Here is an 18,458-nt window from a genome sequence, read left to right as displayed (position 1 = left end):
GTCAGGAAACGATCTTCGACGCCTCATAGGGCATCGGATCGTAACCGAATGCCGCGAGAGCAGAACCGACGGCCACCAGTATCGGGTGCATCGCAACGACCCCTTTCGATGACGTCATCAGGCGAGCTGAGCGCATCAGCGATAGCGGCAGCCGTCCCAAGGTCATCGCAAACAAGCGCGCCCGCGCGCCCGCGCTCTGCGCGGCCTTGGACCGCACGCGATAGTTGATCACCCCGATGCGGAGGCTCCGTCTGGCAATCCATCCGAGGCTGGTCCGGTTCCGCGGCACGGTCTCGGTGATGACGGCTTCTGCGGTCCAATGGAAGGTCATGCCGGCGTTGCGGCCACGATAGAAGAAATCGCAATCTCCGCCGCCAAGGAAATTGAAGCGCAGATCGAAAGCCGGACTGCCGAGCCTCTCGAACGTCGCGCGCGTGATCAGGCAGTTGCCGCAGCCATAGATCAGCGGCACCGCACCGGTGTAATCGTAAGTGGGGCAGAACGCGGGATGACGCGCGAGCCAGGGTTGGCTGTCGTCGTCGAACACCGGCAGCACCGGTCCGCCGACCACGTCGGCACCGGTCGCCTCCGCAGTACGGATCATCAGCTCGAGCCAATCGGGCGAAGCGATCTCGTCGTCGTCGATCATCAGGAAGCGGGTCGCAGCGGGAAACACCGCCTGCGCCGTCTCGAACGCGGCGTTGATCGCCTGGCAATTGCCCTGCCGCTTCTCGACCAGGCAGAGGCCCTGGAGCTTGCCCGCGGCGAGATATTCCGCAGCGACCGGCGCACTCGCGCGCCCTGCCGCATCGTTCTCGACCATGACCACCGCAAAGGAGCGCGTGGTGCGCTGACCGACCAGCGAATCCAGTGTCAGCCGCAGATGATCGGGGCGGCGAAAGCAGGGAATGCAGACGACGATGCCGACCGAGAGATCAATGACGCGCGAACTCGCCGCGATCTCCCGGTTCGAGTCGCGCACGGCATCCAAGATCCGGCTGGCGGACAAATCGGTCGGGATCAGCGTCATGGCCCTCTAGATGGCTGAGACATATTGAGAAAGCCTTGCGCCAGTGTCCCAGGGCGACACGTCCGCGCGGGACAGATCCGTCGCAAGATGAACTGCCTGGCTCGGCGCTCAACACTGCACCGCGACGCCAATGCCCTCGTTAGAACGCATCCGCTCATGCGCTTAACCCTTTCGCGCGTTTTCGCTGCGAGTTCCAGCACGCATGGTACTGCAATTTGCAGTCCATCACCCACCGACGACGCAACATGCGCAATGCCTTGGTTAACGCATGTTCGAATGAACCCAGCCTTCACCGGGTATTTACGCGCGGATGCCAGGCTCGGCACGACATGAGGGGCGCGGGGCGCCGCAAGGATCAGGAACGAACGTGGTGCGCAAGATCGAGAATCCGGTGCTGCGGGCCGGTGCGCTCCTGTTGTTCGCCTGCCGGCGCGCCTGGCTGACGGTGCGGTACGGGCGCCGGCTCCAGCTCGGGCCCGGGATCGTGTTCAAGGGTCGGCTGGTGCTCGGTCGCGGGGTCCGCGTGTCGATCGGAGCGAACTGCCGGATCGGCAAGCGCGTGCTCATCACCGGGCGTGGCCAGGTCACGATCGGTCACGACACCTTTCTCAACGGCTGCTGGATCGGCTGCGACCAGAAGGTCGACATCGGGTCGTTCTGCCTGATCAGCGACTGCGACGTCGTCGACACGGACTTTCACAACCTTCCTCCGCGACTTCGGCACGAGCCTGCGGTTGCCCGGGCCATCGCACCGGTGCACATCGGGGACAACGTGTGGGTGGGCGCGCGCTCGATCGTGCTCAAGGGCGTGACGATCGGCGACCATTCCGTCGTGGGTGCCGGCACAGTGGTGCGTGAGAACGTCGCCCCGCGCGTGGTCGTCGCCGGGAATCCGGCGGCTGTCGTCAAGCAGTTCCGCGACGACGAATAGGCCGGCACGAATCGACAAGGACGAACGCGGGCTCTGCGCGCGATGCACAGCCGGATGGACCCGGATTCCAATCGCGCGTTAAGGGCCATTTTACTTCGTCGCGGAATCCTCCGTCCGGGATCGCCGCGATGCACTTCAATATCCCCTTGATGTGCTGCGTGGAACGGAGAGACCGGCAACAACCATGGTATCTTCGCGACGAAGCGGTTTCATCGCAGAAGCACGTGAGGCAGAACCCACGCGGAAGACCTGCTGAGAAAGCGCTGACGAGCATGCGCGCAGGCGGGCGATCAAGCTACGAGGTCCGAGCAGGCTCACCGCTTGGCATGCATGGGTAACTAATCGTTAAGCACTGGGGGCCGTGGTGACACCAAAGCGGGACAACGACGCGGCAAATGGCAGCTTGGGCTTAAACGCTTTGTTTGCCATTTCAGTGAATAGTCCCGCAACGGGTATGGTTAATTTTCCCTGTTGCGTTGATAGGGCACCTATATCCCGGGTGCGTGGCGTAGAGCGAAGAGTAACCCCTCAGCCCGCCGCAATTGGAATGAAAGCTGGGGATCATGCTTGACTACAACCAGCCGATCGATCGGGCACCACCAGAGGCCCCGCAACAGAGGTCTCAGGCCGGCTTCAACGTGCTGGAGCTCGTCAATCTGCTCTGGCGGCGGAAGATCGCGATTGCGGCTGCCGCGCTCCTCGGCGCGACGCTTGCCGTCACCGTGGGCAAGAGCGTGACGCCCCGCTACACCGCGACCGCCCAGCTCTATGTCGACCCGCGCGAGCTTCAGCTCGTCGATCGCGAGCTCACGCCGCGCGCGCAGGACGTCTCCGGCATGTCCATGGTGGTGGAGAGCCAGGCGCGCCTGATCACGTCCAACAGCGTGCTGCTCCAGGTGATCCAGCAGGCCGGTCTGGACAAGGATCCGGAATTCGGCGGCGGCGACAGCAAGAGCCTGATGTCGTCGCTGCTCGGCCTGATTGGCCTGCAGCCGCGCGCGCCCTCCGCCGCGGAGACGAAGGAAGTGCAGCTTGCGGCGGCTCGAGGCGCTGAACAGGCACATCACCATCCGCAAGACCGAGAAAAGCTTCATCGTCGACATCGAGGTCTGGTCGACCGATCCGGCCAAGGCGGCGATGCTTGCCAACACGCTGACCAGCGCCTACCTCGCTGAATCCCGCAACTCGCAGGCTTCGGCCGCACGGCGTGCGACCAGCGACTTGTCGGGCCGGCTCAAGGAGCTGCGCGAGCGGCTGCGCAACGCCGAGACGACACTCGCCACCTACAAGGCCCAGAACAACTTCGTCGGCACCCAGGACGCGCTGATCAGCGACCAGCAGCTCTCCGCCAGCAACCAGCGGCTCTCCGCTGCCCGCGCCGCGACAATGGACGCGCAAGCGCGGCTCGACCAGATCGAGGCCAGCCGCCGCACGGCTGCTGATGCCGGCGCGAATTCGGAAGCGTTGCAATCGCCGACCATCGCGAATCTGCGCGCGCAATATGCCGACGCGCGCAAGAAATATGCGGAACAGACCAGCGAGCTCGGCCCGCGTCATCCTGCGCTGCGCCAGACCGAGAAGCAGGTCGAGGATCTCAAGCGCACCATCAACGAGGAGATCGATCGCTTCGCGCAGTCCGCCAAGAACGATTTGACGCGAGCCCGCGACTTCGAAGCCTCGCTCAACCGCGCACTTGAGGCGCAGAAGCGGCAGAGCGTGCAGCTCAGCCAGGCCTCCGTGCGCCTGCGCGAACTCGAGCGCGAGGCCGATGCCAGCCGCGACGTCTATCAATCCTTCCTCAAGCGCTCGCGCGAGACCGAGGAGCAGGAGACGCTCAATACCTCGGCCGCCCGCGTCATCGGCGAAGCGACAGTGCCGCAGCGGCGGTCGTTCCCGCCGGCAATGAGCCTGTTCGCCATGATCGGCTTCATCTTCGGCGCGATCGCGGCGTCGGGATGGTTCGTCGCAGCAGAGCTGCTGCTCGCCGGCGCGCCCGCGCCGACCCGTCGCGAGCGCACGCCGGCGCCGGAGGCTCCCGGAGTTCCCGAAGCGACGCGGGCTGCGGAGGCTGCTCGACCCCAGCAGGCTGCGCGAGCTCCGGAAGTGGCACAGGCTCCACCGCAACTTGCCGCACCACCGCTGCAACCCTCGATGATCGAAAACTCCCTGATGGAGAAGCCGCTGATCGCGCGCTTCCAGGAGGCCGACGTCATCCACACGCTGGGCGCCATTCTCGCGACCGACGGCGGTGTCGACCTGACCCGGCTCGGCTGGCCGACGCTGCGACCCGGCTTCCCGCTGACGACGCTGCTCAATTCCTGGCGCGACATGCGCGCCGCGTTGGCGCGGCGTGCCGACGGCAAGGTGATGCCGGTCATCGCGCTCGTCGGTGCCGGAGACGCGACCGGACGCAGCGTGACCGCGCTGAATTTCGCGCTCGCAGCCGCGCGTGACGGCGCGCGCGTGCTGATAATCGACGCCGACCATCAGGCGCACCCGCTCTCGAACAAGATCAGCCGCCCCGGCAAGAGCGAGCCGAGCAGGCTCGGCTGGCTCTCGATCGGCAGCAAGGCCGCGCGCGAGATCAAGACGGTCAACGGCATTTCGGTGCTGCCGGTCGCCGAAGGTGATGCCGGCAAGGCGACCGATGCCATCCGCAAGGCGATCGAGCAGGCGCGCGCCGCCGGCGGCTATGATCTCGTGGTCCTCGACGGCCCCGCGATGCCGCTCTCGGCCGGCAGCCGCAAGCTGCTCGATGACGCCGACGCGCTGGTGGCGGTGCTGCCGACCAGCCTCGACATCAACGACAGCCTGGAAGAGATCTTGAGCATGCTCGGCCGCGCCGAGCACAAGCTCGTCGGCGTCGTGCTCGACGAACTCACCCCCGCAACCCAAGCGCGCCAACGAGGCCGACAATATGCTTGAGCGTCGCGTCAATCTGGACGGCCGGGCCGCAACTGCCGATGTGCCGCGGATCACCGTCGGCGGCCTTCGCATGGCCGCGCTCGACCTGGAGGCCACCGCCGATTTCATGATCGAGGCCACCGATCCTGACAATCGCATCGGCCGTCCGCTGCATCTGACCTCGGCCAATGGCGAGGTGCTGGCGCGCTGCTCGACCGAGCCGGAGACCGAACGCCTGTTTCGCGGCGCCGACCTGATCAACGCCGACGGCCAGCCGCTGGTCGCGGCCTCGAAGCTGCAATCCTGGTTTCCGCTGCCGGAGCGCGTCGCCACGACGGACCTGTTCCACGTCGTCGCGCGCAAGGCCGAAGCGCTCGGCCGCACCTTCTACATGTTCGGCGCCAGCGAAGACGAGAACGCCGCCGCGGTCGAGAATGTGCAGCGATTGTATCCGAACCTCAAGATCGTCGGATACAGCCACGGCTATCTGCGCGGCGACGCCCTCCGCGCGAAGGTCGAGGACATCAACGCGCTCGCGCCGGATTATCTCTGGGTCGCACTCGGGGTGCCCAACGAGCAGGCATTCGTCGAAGAATATAGCCCGCTGTTGACCAATGTTGGCGTTATCAAGACATCCGGCGGGTTGTTCAACTTTTTGTCGGGCAGCCGGTCCCGCGCGCCGCAATGGATGCAGAAGGTCGGGCTCGAATGGGCCTGGCGCACATGGCTCGAGCCGCGCCGCCTGCTCTGGCGCTATTTGACCACCAACCCTCGCGCGCTCTATCTTCTCTTCAGCCGCAACCGGCCTTTCAATCGCTGAGAGAAGAGTACAAGACGACATGACCGACCGACCGACTGTCCTCGTCACAGGTGGCGCGGGCTATATTGGCTCGCACGCCTGCCGCGCATTGGCCGCCGCAGGCTATCAACCCGTCGTCTACGACAATCTCTCGACAGGTCATCGCAGCTTCGTCGCCGGCCCGCTCGTGACGGGCGACCTGCTCGACGGCGCCGCGCTGGCGCGCGCCTTCGCCGACCACAAGGTCACGGCCGTGATGCATTTCGCGGCTGCCAGCCTCGTCGGCGAGTCCATGACCGACCCGCAGAAATATTACATCAACAATGTGCAGGGCACGCTGTCGCTGTTGCAGGCGATGCGCAACGCGGGCTGCCATCGCATCGTGTTCTCCTCGACCGGCGCCGTCTACGGCAACGCCGATTCCAAGGAACTGCCGGAAGACTTTCCCTGTGCGCCGATCAACCCTTACGGCGCGTCGAAATGGATGATCGAGCGCATGCTGGCCGATTATCGCGCGGCCTACGGCTTCGGCGCGTTCTGCCTGCGCTATTTCAACGCCAGCGGCGCCGATCCGGCCGGCGGCATCGGCGAGCTGCGTGACAACGAGACCCATCTCATTCCGCGCGCCATGATGGCGCTGCAGGGCCATGTCGATTTCGCCGTGTTCGGCGACGACTACGACACGCCCGACGGCACTGCGATCCGCGACTACATCCATGTCACGGACCTCGCCGCAGCACATGTCGCCGCGCTGAAGCTGCTGGAGACGGGGCATGCCGGCGGCAGCTTCAATCTCGGCACCGGCTCCGGCTTCTCAGTGCGCGAGATCCTGAACGCCATCAGGCAGGAAACCGGGCGCGAGGTGCCGCACACCATGAAGCCGCGCCGCGCCGGCGATCCTACCTATCTGGTCGCCGATGCCTCCGCCGCGCGCAAAGTGCTGAATTTCGTGCCGCGCCATTCCGACCTCGCCACGGTGATCCGGACCGCCTGGGCCTGGCACCAGAAGGCGCATCCGCTGAAGTCACGCTAGAACGCGCTAGCTGAAGGCGCGTTTCAACCGTGACGCCGCCGCTTCCTGCGCCATCAGGTCCGGCTCCGGCTGGAGCGGTGGCGCGACCGGCAGCACCATCGGCCGCAGCAGCTCGGCCATCTGCCTGGCCGGGAGCGGCTTCGAGATCAGGAAGCCCTGCATCTCGTCGCAGCCATGGCTGCGCAGGAACGCCTCCTGCTCGGCATTCTCGACTCCCTCGGCGACGACGGTCATGCCGAGCGCCTTGCCCATGCTGATGATCGCCTGCGCGATCGCCTGGTCCTCCGAATCCTGCGGCAGGTCGCGCACGAAGGAGCGGTCGATCTTGATCGTGTCGATCGGGAAGTGCTTCATCAGCGACATCGACGAATAGCCGGTGCCGAAATCGTCGATGGCAAGGCGGATGCCGCGGCTCTGGATGGCGTCGAGCACCTTGAGCGCGCGCCCGACATTGCGCATCATCATGCTCTCGGTGACCTCCAGCTGGAGCAGCACCGGCGACATTCCGGACGCCGCCAGCGCCTCGTCGACGTCCTGCAACAGATGTTCGTCGACAAACTGCCGCGGCGAGAGGTTGACCGCCATCGATACCGGCAACAAGCCGCGACGTTGCCAGGCCATCGCCTGCGCGCACGCCTCCTTCACGACCCAGCGGCCGATCGGCACGATCAGGCCGGTTTCCTCAGCGAGCGGAATGAACTGCGCAGGGGGACGTTGCCGAGATCCGGATGGGCCCAGCGCAACAATGCTTCGACGCCGGTGATCTGACCGGTCTGCATGTCGACCTTGGGCTGGTAGTTCAGCGAGAACTGCTCGCGCTCCAGCGCACGGCGCAGTGCGCTTTCCAGCGACAGCCGCTCGATCGACTGCGTCTTCACTTCCTTGGAGAAGAAACGATAGCCGTTCTTGCCGTCTTCCTTGGCAAGATACATCGCCATATCGGCGTTCTTGGTCAGCGTCTGCGCGTCGGAGCCGTTGGCCGGATACATCGCGATGCCGATCGAAGCGGTGGTGTGACACTCGTGGCCGGCAAGCTCCATGGGCTCGCCGAGCGCGGTCAACAGCCCGGTCGCGATCCGCTGGACGGTGTCGATCTCACCGCACTGGTCGAGGATCACCACGAACTCGTCGCCGCCGAGGCGCGCCACCGCGTCGCTGGCCCGCAGCGCGCCGCGCAGCCGGTTCGCTACCTCGAGCAGAAGCAGGTCGCCGGCCTCGTGACCCAGCGAGATCGTTGATGACCTTGAAGCGGTCGAGATCGATGAACAACACCGCGAAGCGGTGGTCGTGGCGCTCGGCGTCGTCGATCGCCTTGCAGAGCAGCCCGTTGAAAGTCTCGCGGTTCGGCAAATCGGTCAGGCTGTCGTGGGAGGCGAGGTACTCGATCCTCTCGTCCGCCTCGTTCTTTGCGTCGGCGCGATCGAAATTCTCGATCGCAAAGGAGACGTTGTCGGCGAGGCGCTGCAGCAGCTCGACGAACTCGGCCGTGAAGGTCTCCTGCTCGGTCGACATGTAGATCATGACGCCGACGGCCTGATCGTGCGTGATCAGCGGGAACGCCGCGCCTGAGCGCGCGCCGTCGCCTTGCAGGACAGCATGGAAAGCGCTCACACGGCTGTCATTGACATAGTCGTTGCTGACACAAGGCTGCCGGGTGCGGAACGCCGTGCCGCTCATGCCGCGTCCCTCAGGCCTGTCGGCATCGATGGAGAGGCGGACGTTGCGGGTGGTCTCGGCGGACGGCCCCGCGGTCGCGACAATTGCGAGCTCATCGCTGTCGGCCCTGGCCATGGCAATCGTCGTCGAAGTAAACTTGCCGCCGGTCGATGCGGCCTGACACACCAGCTCGAACAGCTCGGTGCGCGATTTGGCCCGGACGATCGCCTCATTGGTATCGCTCAGCGCCGCGAACATGCGCGTCAGGCGCTCCTTCTGCGCCTCGGTCCGCGACCGCTCCTCGGCCCGGTCGAAATTGTCGAGCGCAAAGGACACGTTCTCGGCCAGCCGCCCCAGCAGCTGGATGAGATCGGGCGTGAATGTGCCCTCGTCCGGCGACAGAAACAGGAGAATGCCGACAGCGTCGGCACCGTTCCTCATCAAGGGGAAGCAGCCGCCGGACTTCGTCCCCTGATCGCGCGCGATACGGCGCCAATGCGTCGCACGAACGTCGGTGAGGAGCTCGTTCGAGACGCAAGGCGCCCTGGTGCGGAATGCGGTCCCGGCAAGCCCTCGCCCCTCAGGTTCGTCGGCGGACGTCGCAAAACGCCATGTCTCGACGTGACTGCGGCATTCGCCCTTGGTGACGGCGATTTCGAGATGACGCCCCGTGGGATCGACCATCGCGATGGTGGCGGACGTGAATGTGCCGCCAAGCACGGCGGCTTCGCAAACGGCCTCGAACAATTCGGCGCGGGTCTTCACGCGCATGATCGCTTCGTTGGTCGCGCTCAACGCCTCCAGCATACCCTGCAGGCGATTACGCTGCATCTCCGCTTTGGCCTTCTCGTCGGCGCGATCGAAATTCTCGAGCGCGAAGGCGACATTGGCCTGGAGCCGCTGCAACAATTCGACGAATTCCGGCGTAAACGTACCGCGTTCCGGCGAGTTGAACAGAAACACACCCTCGACACGGCCGCCATTGAACAGCGGCAACGCTGCAGAGGACCCGATGCCATTGCGGCGAGCGCTGGCGTGCCAGGGCTTGATGCGGTCGTCGGCCAGCACATCGTTGCTGACGCAGGGCTGGCCCGTCCGGAAGGCGGTTCCCGTCAGCCCCCGGCCTTCAGGCACCTGATCGGACGTGGAGAACTTGAAGGTGCGGACCGTATCCGCATTTGGCCCGTAACAGGCCACGACACGAAGCAGCTCGGCATCGTGATCGACGAGCGCGATGTTGGCCGAGGTGAACTTGGCCCCCTTCGCCGTTGCCTCGCAGACGAGATCGAACAGCTCGGAGCGGGAGCGCGCTCGCAGAATTGCTTCGTTGGTGGCGCTCAGTGCCGCATACATGCGCGCCAGACGTTCTTCCTCGGCGGCGATCTGCGCCTTCTCGGCCTCACGGTCGAAATTGTCGAGGGCAAAACAGACGTTCTCGGCGATGCGCAGCATCAGCGCGACGATTTCCTCGTCCTTCGCCCAGGATTGGCTGAGGAAAGACAAGATGACGCCAATGCTCTCGCCATGCTGGATCAGGGGCGCCGCGATACAGGCGGCAACGCCAGAATTGACATTGACCTGCTCCCAAAGCGTTCCCTTGGTGCGTTGCGCGAGATCGACCTCGACAATGGGTTTCTGCGTCCGGAACACCTCGCCAGAGATGCCGCGACCATAGGGATTCCCGGGATCGACGGAGTAGCGGGCCCGGGCCACGATCTCCAAATTCTCGCCGGTGCCGGCGACGGGCTTCAGCCAATGCGAGTCCTGCTCCTTCAGTAGGACGAAGGTCGCCAGCGACTTGCCGCCATGAACGGAGGCGTCGCACACTCGTTGATACAATTCCTGCTCGGTCCTGGCACGCAGGATGGCTTCGTTGGTTGCGCTGAGCGCACCGAACATGCGGTTGAGGCGCCGGGTCGCCCGCTCGCTGGTCTGCCGCGCAGTTTCACGCGCAAAATTCGCCAGCGCATAGGAGATGTTGGCCGACATGCGCTCGAACAGCGAGACCATTTGCGCGTCGAGCGAGCCGGCCTCGCCGCGCGTCACGAGCAATATACCGATGCTCTTGCCGTTGCGGAGCAGCGGCAGTGCTGCCGCGGCGCCGATACCCGCCTTCGCCGCCCCCTCGCGCCACGCAAACGAGCGCGGCTCGTTGAGATAGTCGTTGCTGATACAGAGCTTCTGGGTACGAAAGGCCTCGCCGCCGACACCGGAGCCCTCCGGCGTTCTCTCGACCGTCGTGATCTCGATTGCGCTCAGCCGCTTCACGTCATCGCCACACCCTGCGGCAAAGCGCAGCCGAACGCCGTCCGGCTCCACCAGGAACACGGCGACGGCCATGAAATCCCCGCTCGAGAACCCGGCGTCGCAGACCTTCTGGTACAGCTCGTCCGGCGATCTCGCATAGAGAATCGCTTCGTTGATGGCGCTCAACGCAGCAAGTGTGCGCGCGAGGGTCGTCTGCACGATCTCAACTCCCGGGCATTTCTGCCTCTTTATCCCGGGTACTTTATGAACGGCGATCGCCTAAATGGTCGTTATTGCGCGCCGCAAACCGTCGATCAAAGTGAACGAGCTGCGAACGACAGGCGTCAAGCTGTCTGGAATGCCGCCATACGGGAGGAATCGTCGACCAAAGCAGCGGTCTCTTTACGAATTTGCAGCCCTGTATTGGTTTACGAGAGATTGATATCGCAGCGCCGCTTTGAGACGATGGCTTCCAACAACCGCCCACCAAGGGTGGCGACAGAGGGAACGCCATGCCGACCGTTACGGCCGACCGCCTCACGCGCATCGGCGCCGCACTGCTCGGCGCCGCCGGAGCCTCCGAAGAAGAAGCCGATGCCGTTGCCATCGGATGCGTCAACGCCAATCTGGCGGGGCACGACTCCCACGGCGTGATCGCGGTTCCCACTTATATCGACCGTATCAAGGCCGGGCACATCGTTCCCGGCGCAAAATGGTCCATCGTCCAGGAATCGCCGACCACGACCGTAATCGACGGCCATTGGGGCTTCGGCTTCCACGTCAACGCCAAGGCGATGGCGCTGACGATCGAGAAGGCCAGGACGGCGAATGTCGCCGCCTGCACCGTATTCCGGCAAAGCCATGTTGGCCGCCTCGCCGCCTATCCGCTGATGGCGATGCGCGAAGGCATGATCGGGATTGCAACCGCGGATTCGGGCCGCTCGCCGAAGCACGTGGCGCCGTTCGGCGGCAAGGAAGCGCGGCTCGGCACCAACCCGATCTCGATTGCGGTGCCGTCCGATCTCGATGCACCGTTCTATCTCGACATGGCGACCTCGGCGGTGGCGGCCGGCAAGATCCAGCTCGCGGTTGCGCGTGGCGAGGAGATACCGACCGGATGGATCATCGACGCAGAGGGACGGCACACCACCGATCCGACCCAATACCGCAAGGGCGGCGCGCTGCTGCCGCTCGGAGGCACTGAAGGTTACAAAGGCAGCGGTCTCGCCGCGATGGTCGAGGTGCTCTGCGGCCTCCTCACCGGTCTCGGTTTCGGCGTCGAGCCCACCGGCCGGCACAATGACGGCTGCTTCATGGCGGTGTTCAACGTCGCCGCGTTCCGCCCGCTGAAGGAATTCAAGCGCGAGGTCGCGGAGTTCGCGCACTACCTGAAATCGACGCCGCCGTCCGAAGGCAGCAAGGGTGTCTACTATCCCGGCGAGATCGAGGGGCTGCGCGAGCAGCAGCGCCTGCGCGACGGCATCGAGGTCGAGGATGCGACCTGGGAAAAACTACGCGCGCTGGCGCGCGAATACCGGCTCGACGCAGTGCTCGATCTGGCCTGACGGTAGCAGGAGACAAGCATGACGCGACAGATGGTACTTGTCGGCTTCCTCCAGGCGCAGAACTGCACCAACCTGCCGAGCTCCTGGCGGCATCCGGACTCGCGCGCCGATTCGATGTCGGCGGACTATTACCAGGAGATCGCAAGGATCCTCGAGGCCGGCAAATTCCACATGGCGTTCTTCGACGACCGCCTTGCGATGCCGGACCGCTACGGCAACGACCACGCCCACACCGTCGAATACGGTATCCGCTGCGTAAAGATGGACCCGCTGATCGTCCTGACCGCGATGGGGTTGGTCACCGAGAAGCTCGGACTGGGGGCGACCTGCTCGACCACTTATTACGAACCCTTCGACGTCGCCCGCCGTTTCGCGACGCTCGACCTGATGTCCGGCGGCCGCGCCGGCTGGAATGTCGTCACCTCGCTCAACGACGGCGAGGCGCTCAACATGGGGCGCGATTCCCATCCCGAACATGATTCCCGCTACGACAAGGCCGACGAGTTCATGGAGGTCGTGCTCGGCCATTGGGACACCTGGGAAGACGGCGCGCTCATCATGGACAAAAAGAGCGGCCGCTTTGCCGACCCGGCCAAGGTGAAGCGGCTCGATCACAAGGGAGCGGCCTTCAAGTCCCGCGGACCTTTCACCGTGCCACGCTCGGACCAGGGTCACCCCGTCATCATCCAGGCCGGCGCCTCCGGTCGCGGCCAGCGCTTTGCCGGACGATGGGGCGAGGTGATCTTTACCGCCGCGCGCAACCTCGCGGGCGCCAAGGACGGCTATGCGGCCGTGCGCAACGAGGCTGCGAAGGCCGGCCGCGATCCCGACCAGATGTTTCTCTGCAATCTCACGACACCGGTCTGCGCCGCCACCAAGGCTGAAGCGGAGGACAAGATGGCGCTGATCAACAAGCTGCCGCTCGAGATCGACGCGTTGTCGCTGCTCGCCGAAGCGCTCAATTACGACTTTGCCAGCAAGGATCTCGACGAACCGCTGACGACGGATGATCTCAAAAGCATGCAGGGCATTCTTGGCATCCGCGATGGCGTGCTGAAGAGTTCGGGCAAGAGCAATCCGAGCGCACGCGACTTCGTCACCTTCTCCGGCCGCGGCCAGGTCCATGACGCAATGGTCGGCGGGCCCAAGGAGATCGCCGACAAGTTAGAGGGGATGTTCGTCGAGCGCGGCTGCGACGGCTTTGTTATCGCGGCCACGTACGTGCCCGGCTCCTATGCGGATTTCGTGCAGCACGTCGTGCCGGAATTGCAGCGCCGCGGCCTGTTCCAGAAGGACTACCGCGGCAAGACGCTACGGGACAATCTCGGGCTGAAGCGGCCGGCCGCCGGCGCCTGGAAGGTGCAGCCGCGCGATGCCGCAGAATAACAACGAGGACAAGACATGCGCTGGCTGAAATTCACCGCCTCGGGCAGGACGTCCTGGGGGATCATTGAAGGTGACCGGGTGATCGCGGTGGACGGCGATCCCTTCGGCGAATGGCAGCGCACCTCACGCACGCATGCGCTTGGCAACGTCAAGATCGAGCTGCCGCTGATCCCGCGCACGTTCTACTGCGTCGGCTTGAACTACCTCAAGCATCTCAAGGAGGCCGCCGACAAAGCGGGCACCGTGCCGGCCGTGCCTGATCGACCCGGGATCGGCTACCGCGCCCAGAACGCGCTGATCGCGCATGACGAGGACGTCGTGATCCCGTCCTTTGCGACGGATAAGATCCACTATGAGGGCGAGCTCGTCGTCGTCATCGGCAATAAGGTGAAGCATCTCACCAAGCAGAACGCGATGGACTGCGTATTCGGCTATACCATCGGAAACGACGTCAGTGAACGCAGCTGGCAGAAGGCCGACCGCAGCCTGTGGCGCTCGAAGAACGCCGACACGTTCAAGCCGATGGGCCCGTGGATCGAGACCGAGGCCGATCTCGCGAAGATGGAGACCGTCGTCCGGGTCAACGGCAAGGAGACCAACCGCTTCGCGACCGCCGACATGATCTTTGGTGTCGTGCCGTTCCTGGTCGAGTTGACGAAGTATTTCACGCTATGGCCGGGCGACGTGATCTGGATGGGCACCGACGGCGCGTCGCCCGACATCAAGCACGGTGATGTCGTGGAGATCGACATCACCGGCGTGGGCACGCTGCGGAACCGATTTGTGCGGGAGCAGCGGTAGCAAGGCAGTTCAAAACGGCAGGGCCACGCTGGTCTTGATCTCCTTCAACACCACATTGCTGCGAACATAACGGATGCCGGGAATGCGGAACATGAATTCGTCGAGGAACCTGTTGTAGGCGGCCATGTCCTGCACGACGACGCGCAGATGATAGTCGGCGTCTCCGGTGGTCGCGAAGCACTCCAGCACCTCGCGGCGTTTCGTGACCCGTGATACGAACTCGTCGACGAATTTGGCGTCGTGCCGCTCCAGCGAAACATGGAGAATCGCGGACATGACAAAGCCCGCCTGCTCGCGCGCAATCAGCGCCGCATAGCCCTTGATCACGCCGCTCTCCTCCAGCGCGCGCACCCGGCGCCAGCAGGCCGAGGTGGACATGCCGACCTCGTCGGCGAGCTGCTGGTTGGTGGCACGGCCATCCTTCTGAAGATGGGCGAGAATTCGCGTGTCCTGCTCTTCAATCATGAAGGCTCCTCAATTCGATCAAATCTACCGAATCCCAGCTTGAATTGCAAAATTCTACCAAGAAATAGGTCTACAGGGGATTGATAGGTAAGACTTACCAGCCTCCGCGGCATACCCTTCCACCATCGGCAAGGATGCCGCGCGAGGTCCGCCATGGACGCCATTCCGTCACTCGATGCCTACGAGCTCTCCGACCGCTACGATCGCGACGAGGGCCGCGTCTTCCTCACGGGCACGCAGGCGATCGTCCGCATCGCGCTCGACCAAAAGCGCCGCGACCGTGCCGCGGGGCTGAATACCGCGGGCTTCATCTCCGGCTATCGCGGCTCGCCGCTCGGCGGCGTCGATCTCGAACTCTGGCGCATCCAGGAGCGGCTCAAGCAAGACCGCATCGAATTCCTGCCGGCGGTGAATGAAGACCTTGCAGCAACCGCTGTGCTCGGCTCGCAGCAGGTGGAGACGCAAGGCGACCGCGAGGTCGATGGCGTGTTCGGCCTCTGGTACGGCAAGGGCCCTGGCGTCGATCGCTCCGGCGATGCGCTCAAGCACGGCAATGCCTACGGCTCCTCCCCGCATGGCGGCGTGCTGGTGGTCGCCGGCGACGACCATGGCTGCGTGTCCTCCTCGATGCCGCACCAGTCGGACGTCGCCTTCATGAGCTGGTTCATGCCGACGCTGCATCCGGCCGATGTCGGCGAATATCTCGCATTCGGCGAATATGGCTACGCGCTGAGCCGCTTCTCCGGCATGTGGGTCGGCTTCAAGGCAATCTCGGAGATCGTGGAATCAGGCGCTTCCGTCGAACTGCGCCCGCCGCGAATCTTCCGCACGCCCGACTTCACATCACCGCCGGGTGGGCTGCACTATCGCTGGCCCGACCTGCCGGGTCCGCAGATCGAGGAACGGCTGGAGGCGAAGAAGCACGCGGTCTACGCCTTCGCCAAGGCCAATCCGATCGACCGCCGCATCTACGACATTCCCAACGCCAGCTACGGCATCGTCACCACCGGCAAGGCACATCTCGACTTGATGGAGGCGTTGCGGCTGATGGGTCTCGACGAGGTCGCCTGCCGCCGCATCGGCATCGACGTCTACAAGGTCGGCATGGTCTGGCCGTTGGCGCTGCACGACGCCATGGACTTCGTGAAGGGCAAGCGCGAGATTCTCGTCGTCGAGGAGAAGCGCGGCATCATCGAGAGCCAGTTCAAGGAATATTTCTACGACTATCCCGGCAGCAAGCCGGAGCGCATGGTCGGCAAGCACGACGAGACCGGCGCACGGTTGATCTCCTGGATCGGTGAATTGTCCCCGCGCGCGTTGGCAGGCGTGCTCGCGCGCCGGCTCGATCCGATGTTTCCGGGGCTCAATCTTGCCGCGCGGGCCGCAGCGCTGCTGCCGGAGGCGGCGCGCACGATCAACGTCCCCGGCGCGACGCGCACGCCCTATTTCTGCTCGGGATGTCCACACAACACTTCGACGAAGGTGCCTGAGGGCTCGAAGGCACTGGCCGGCATCGGCTGCCACTTCATGGCGAGCTGGATGGACCGCGAGACCTCCTCGCTGATCCAGATGGGCGGCGAAGGCGTGAACTGGGCCGCTTCGTCGCGATTCACCGGCCACAAGCACATCTTCCAGAATCTCGGCGAAGGCACCTATTATCATTCGGGCTCGATGGCGATCCGCCAGGCCATCGCGGCCAGGGCCAACATCACCTACAAGATCCTGTTCAACGACGCCGTCGCCATGACCGGCGGCCAGCCGGTCGACGGCCCCGTCAGCGTGCAAGCGATCGCACACAGCGTGCGTGCCGAAGGCGTCGAACGCATCGCGCTGGTGTCGGATGAGCCCGCGCAATTTTCGCCGGCGGATTTTCCTGTTGGCGTCAGCATCCATCCGCGCGAGGAGATGGATGCCGTGCAGCGCGAGCTGCGTGACGTCTCCGGCGTCTCGGTGCTGATCTATCAACAGACCTGCGCCACCGAAAAGCGGCGGCGGCGCAAGCGCGGCCAGATGGACGACCCGAAACGCTTCGCCTATATCAACGACCTCGTCTGCGAGGGCTGTGGCGACTGCTCGGTTGAATCCAACTGCCTCAGCGTCGAGCCGAAGGAGACGCCGTTCGGCCGCAAGCGTCAGATCAACCTGTCGTCCTGCAACAAGGATTTTTCCTGCCTCAACGGGTTCTGCCCGAGCTTTGTCACAGTCGAGGGCGCCGTGCGCCGGAAGAAGAGTGCGAGCCAGATCGACGCAATCAGCCGCGCCGCGACGCTTGTGCTGCCGACCCTCGCATCGCTCGACCGGCCTTACGACCTGATGATCACCGGCGTCGGCGGCACCGGCGTGATCACGGTGGGCGCGCTGATCGGCATGGCCGCGCATCTCGAACGCCGCGGCGTCTCGGTGCTGGACTTCACCGGCTTTGCACAAAAGTTCGGACCCGTGCTGAGCTACATCCGCCTCGCGGCATCCCCCGAGGCTTTGCACCAGGTCCGCATCGACCAGGGCGCCGCCGATGCGCTGATCGGCTGCGACCTCGTCGTCAGCTCCTCGCCCAAGGCATCCGGCACCTATCGCCACGGCACGCGCGCGGCTGTGAACACCGCGGAGATGCCGACCGGCGATGTCGTCCGCTTCCGCGACGCCGATCTCGCTTCGCCTGCCCGTCTGCGCGCCATCCGGCAGGTCATTGGTAACGACAATCTCGATGCGATCAACGCCAATGCAATGGCCGAACGGCTGCTCGGCGATGCCGTCTATGCCAACATCATCATGCTGGGCTTCGCCTGGCAGCGAGGGCTGGTGCCGGTCTCACTGCAAGCGCTGCTGCGCGCGATCGAGCTGAACGGCGTCGCGGTCGAGCGCAACAAGCAGGCTTTTGCCTGGGGCCGGATCGCTGCCACCGATCCGGACGCCCTGCCGAAAGTGAATGATGCGCCCGCGGCCGAGACGCTCGATCAGCTCATCGCCCGCCGCGCCGATTTCCTCCGGGATTATCAGGACGAGGCTTATGCGGCGCGCTATCGGTCGAAGATCGAGACGATTCGCAGCACCGAGGCTCCATTGAACAGCGAAGCGCTGACCGAAGCCGCCGCACGCGGCCTGTTCAAGCTGATGGCCTACAAGGACGAGTACGAGGTGGCGCGATTGCACATGCAGAGCGGCTTCATCGACGAGCTGAAGGGGGAATTCGAGGACGGCTTCAGCGTGCATTACCATCTCGCCCCGCCTTTCCTGGCCTCCAGACGCGACGCCCGCGGCCGCCCCGAAAGCAGGCTTTCGGCCAGTGGATCCAGCTGCCGCTCGCCATGCTCGCGCGATTGAAGGGATTGCGCGGGACTCCGTTCGATCCGTTCGGTTACACGGCCGAACGGCGCGCGGAACGGGAGCTGATCACCTGGTATGAAGGTCTGATCGAACGGATGCTCGGTCAGCTCGACGCAGCGCGTCTGCCTGACCTCATAGCTATCGCAAAAGCGCCGATGGATATCCGTGGCTACGGACCCGTGAAGGACGCGGCGATCGCCAAGGTGAGGCCGGAGGTCGAACGGCTATTTGGGAATTTGACGGTGTCGGTAACGCAAAAGATGCACGCCCACGGTTGACGCGGCGCCAAGGAGGCTCCAGCCTCCATGCATTGAGGC

8 protein-coding genes and 3 pseudogenes are annotated in these 18,458 nt (G+C 64.6%); 8 read left to right on the top strand and 3 right to left on the bottom strand.

Features of this window, described 5'->3' with window-relative positions:
• Position 1 precedes the first annotated feature (1 nt).
• Positions 2-1,030 (bottom strand): glycosyltransferase family 2 protein, encoded by a 1,029-nt coding sequence (locus ACQ86E_RS18150; protein ID WP_431201145.1) that lies wholly within the window; start codon positions 1,028-1,030, stop codon positions 2-4.
• A 370-nt stretch (positions 1,031-1,400) separates the two neighbouring features.
• Here ACQ86E_RS18150 and ACQ86E_RS18145 point away from each other — a divergent pair, with 370 nt between their 5' ends.
• From ACQ86E_RS18145 to galE, 4 genes and pseudogenes are all read left to right on the top strand, one after another.
• On the top strand, positions 1,401-1,961 hold the full coding sequence (locus tag ACQ86E_RS18145) for an acyltransferase (protein WP_431201144.1): 561 nt from the start codon (positions 1,401-1,403) through the stop codon (positions 1,959-1,961).
• A 563-nt stretch (positions 1,962-2,524) separates the two neighbouring features.
• Positions 2,525-4,886: pseudogene (locus ACQ86E_RS18140) on the top strand (exopolysaccharide transport family protein).
• On the top strand, positions 4,879-5,685 hold the full coding sequence (locus tag ACQ86E_RS18135; RefSeq protein WP_431201143.1) for a WecB/TagA/CpsF family glycosyltransferase: 807 nt from the start codon (positions 4,879-4,881) through the stop codon (positions 5,683-5,685). The pseudogene ACQ86E_RS18140 and the gene ACQ86E_RS18135 overlap by 8 nt, the downstream one beginning before the upstream one ends.
• A 19-nt stretch (positions 5,686-5,704) precedes the next feature.
• Positions 5,705-6,697 carry a UDP-glucose 4-epimerase GalE gene (gene galE / locus ACQ86E_RS18130; protein ID WP_015688654.1) on the top strand — a complete coding sequence of 331 codons (993 nt, stop codon included), beginning with the start codon at positions 5,705-5,707 and terminating at the stop codon, positions 6,695-6,697.
• A gap of 6 nt (positions 6,698-6,703) precedes the next feature.
• Here the strand turns inward: galE and ACQ86E_RS18125 are convergent.
• Positions 6,704-10,819: pseudogene (locus ACQ86E_RS18125) on the bottom strand (bifunctional diguanylate cyclase/phosphodiesterase).
• Positions 10,820-11,112: 293 nt separating this feature from the next.
• Here ACQ86E_RS18125 and ACQ86E_RS18120 point away from each other — a divergent pair.
• From ACQ86E_RS18120 to ACQ86E_RS18110, 3 genes are read left to right on the top strand one after another with little or no spacing between them, the layout of a single operon-like run.
• Entirely contained in the window at positions 11,113-12,165 is a 1,053-nt protein-coding gene (locus tag ACQ86E_RS18120) for an Ldh family oxidoreductase (protein ID WP_431201142.1), read from the top strand.
• Between the two features lie 18 nt (positions 12,166-12,183).
• Positions 12,184-13,551: an LLM class flavin-dependent oxidoreductase gene (locus ACQ86E_RS18115; protein WP_431201141.1), complete on the top strand. Its 1,368-nt coding sequence runs from the start codon at positions 12,184-12,186 to the stop codon at positions 13,549-13,551.
• A gap of 15 nt (positions 13,552-13,566) precedes the next feature.
• A complete protein-coding gene (locus ACQ86E_RS18110; protein ID WP_431201140.1) occupies positions 13,567-14,352 on the top strand; it encodes a fumarylacetoacetate hydrolase family protein in 786 nt (261 codons plus the stop codon).
• 9 nt (positions 14,353-14,361) lie between these two features.
• Here the strand turns inward: ACQ86E_RS18110 and ACQ86E_RS18105 are convergent, their stop codons facing one another.
• Positions 14,362-14,817, bottom strand: coding sequence for an Lrp/AsnC family transcriptional regulator (locus ACQ86E_RS18105; protein WP_431201139.1), 456 nt, complete (start codon positions 14,815-14,817; stop codon positions 14,362-14,364).
• Positions 14,818-14,970: 153 nt separating this feature from the next.
• On the opposite strand from ACQ86E_RS18105, the pseudogene ACQ86E_RS18100 reads away from it, so the two are divergent.
• Positions 14,971-18,419 (top strand): annotated as a pseudogene (locus tag ACQ86E_RS18100) (indolepyruvate ferredoxin oxidoreductase family protein).
• The last annotated feature ends 39 nt before the right edge of the window (positions 18,420-18,458 follow it).

Source organism: Bradyrhizobium betae (assembly GCF_050632175.1).
Taxonomy (GTDB): domain Bacteria; phylum Pseudomonadota; class Alphaproteobacteria; order Rhizobiales; family Xanthobacteraceae; genus Bradyrhizobium; species Bradyrhizobium betae_B.
Note: the sequence above shows the minus strand (reverse complement) of the source record. Positions and strands in the feature narration are given on the sequence as shown.

Excerpts from the sequence above, each read along its gene's own strand:
- ACQ86E_RS18120 (WP_431201142.1), top strand. The coding sequence starts at position 11,113 with ATGCCGACCGTTACGGCCGACCGCCTCACGCGCATCGGCGCCGCACTG.
- ACQ86E_RS18115 (WP_431201141.1), top strand. The coding sequence starts at position 12,184 with ATGACGCGACAGATGGTACTTGTCGGCTTCCTCCAGGCGCAGAACTGC.
- ACQ86E_RS18150 (WP_431201145.1), bottom strand. The coding sequence starts at position 1,030 with ATGACGCTGATCCCGACCGATTTGTCCGCCAGCCGGATCTTGGATGCC.
- ACQ86E_RS18105 (WP_431201139.1), bottom strand. The coding sequence starts at position 14,817 with ATGATTGAAGAGCAGGACACGCGAATTCTCGCCCATCTTCAGAAGGAT.
- ACQ86E_RS18135 (WP_431201143.1), top strand. The coding sequence starts at position 4,879 with ATGCTTGAGCGTCGCGTCAATCTGGACGGCCGGGCCGCAACTGCCGAT.
- ACQ86E_RS18110 (WP_431201140.1), top strand. The coding sequence starts at position 13,567 with ATGCGCTGGCTGAAATTCACCGCCTCGGGCAGGACGTCCTGGGGGATC.
- galE (WP_015688654.1), top strand. The coding sequence starts at position 5,705 with ATGACCGACCGACCGACTGTCCTCGTCACAGGTGGCGCGGGCTATATT.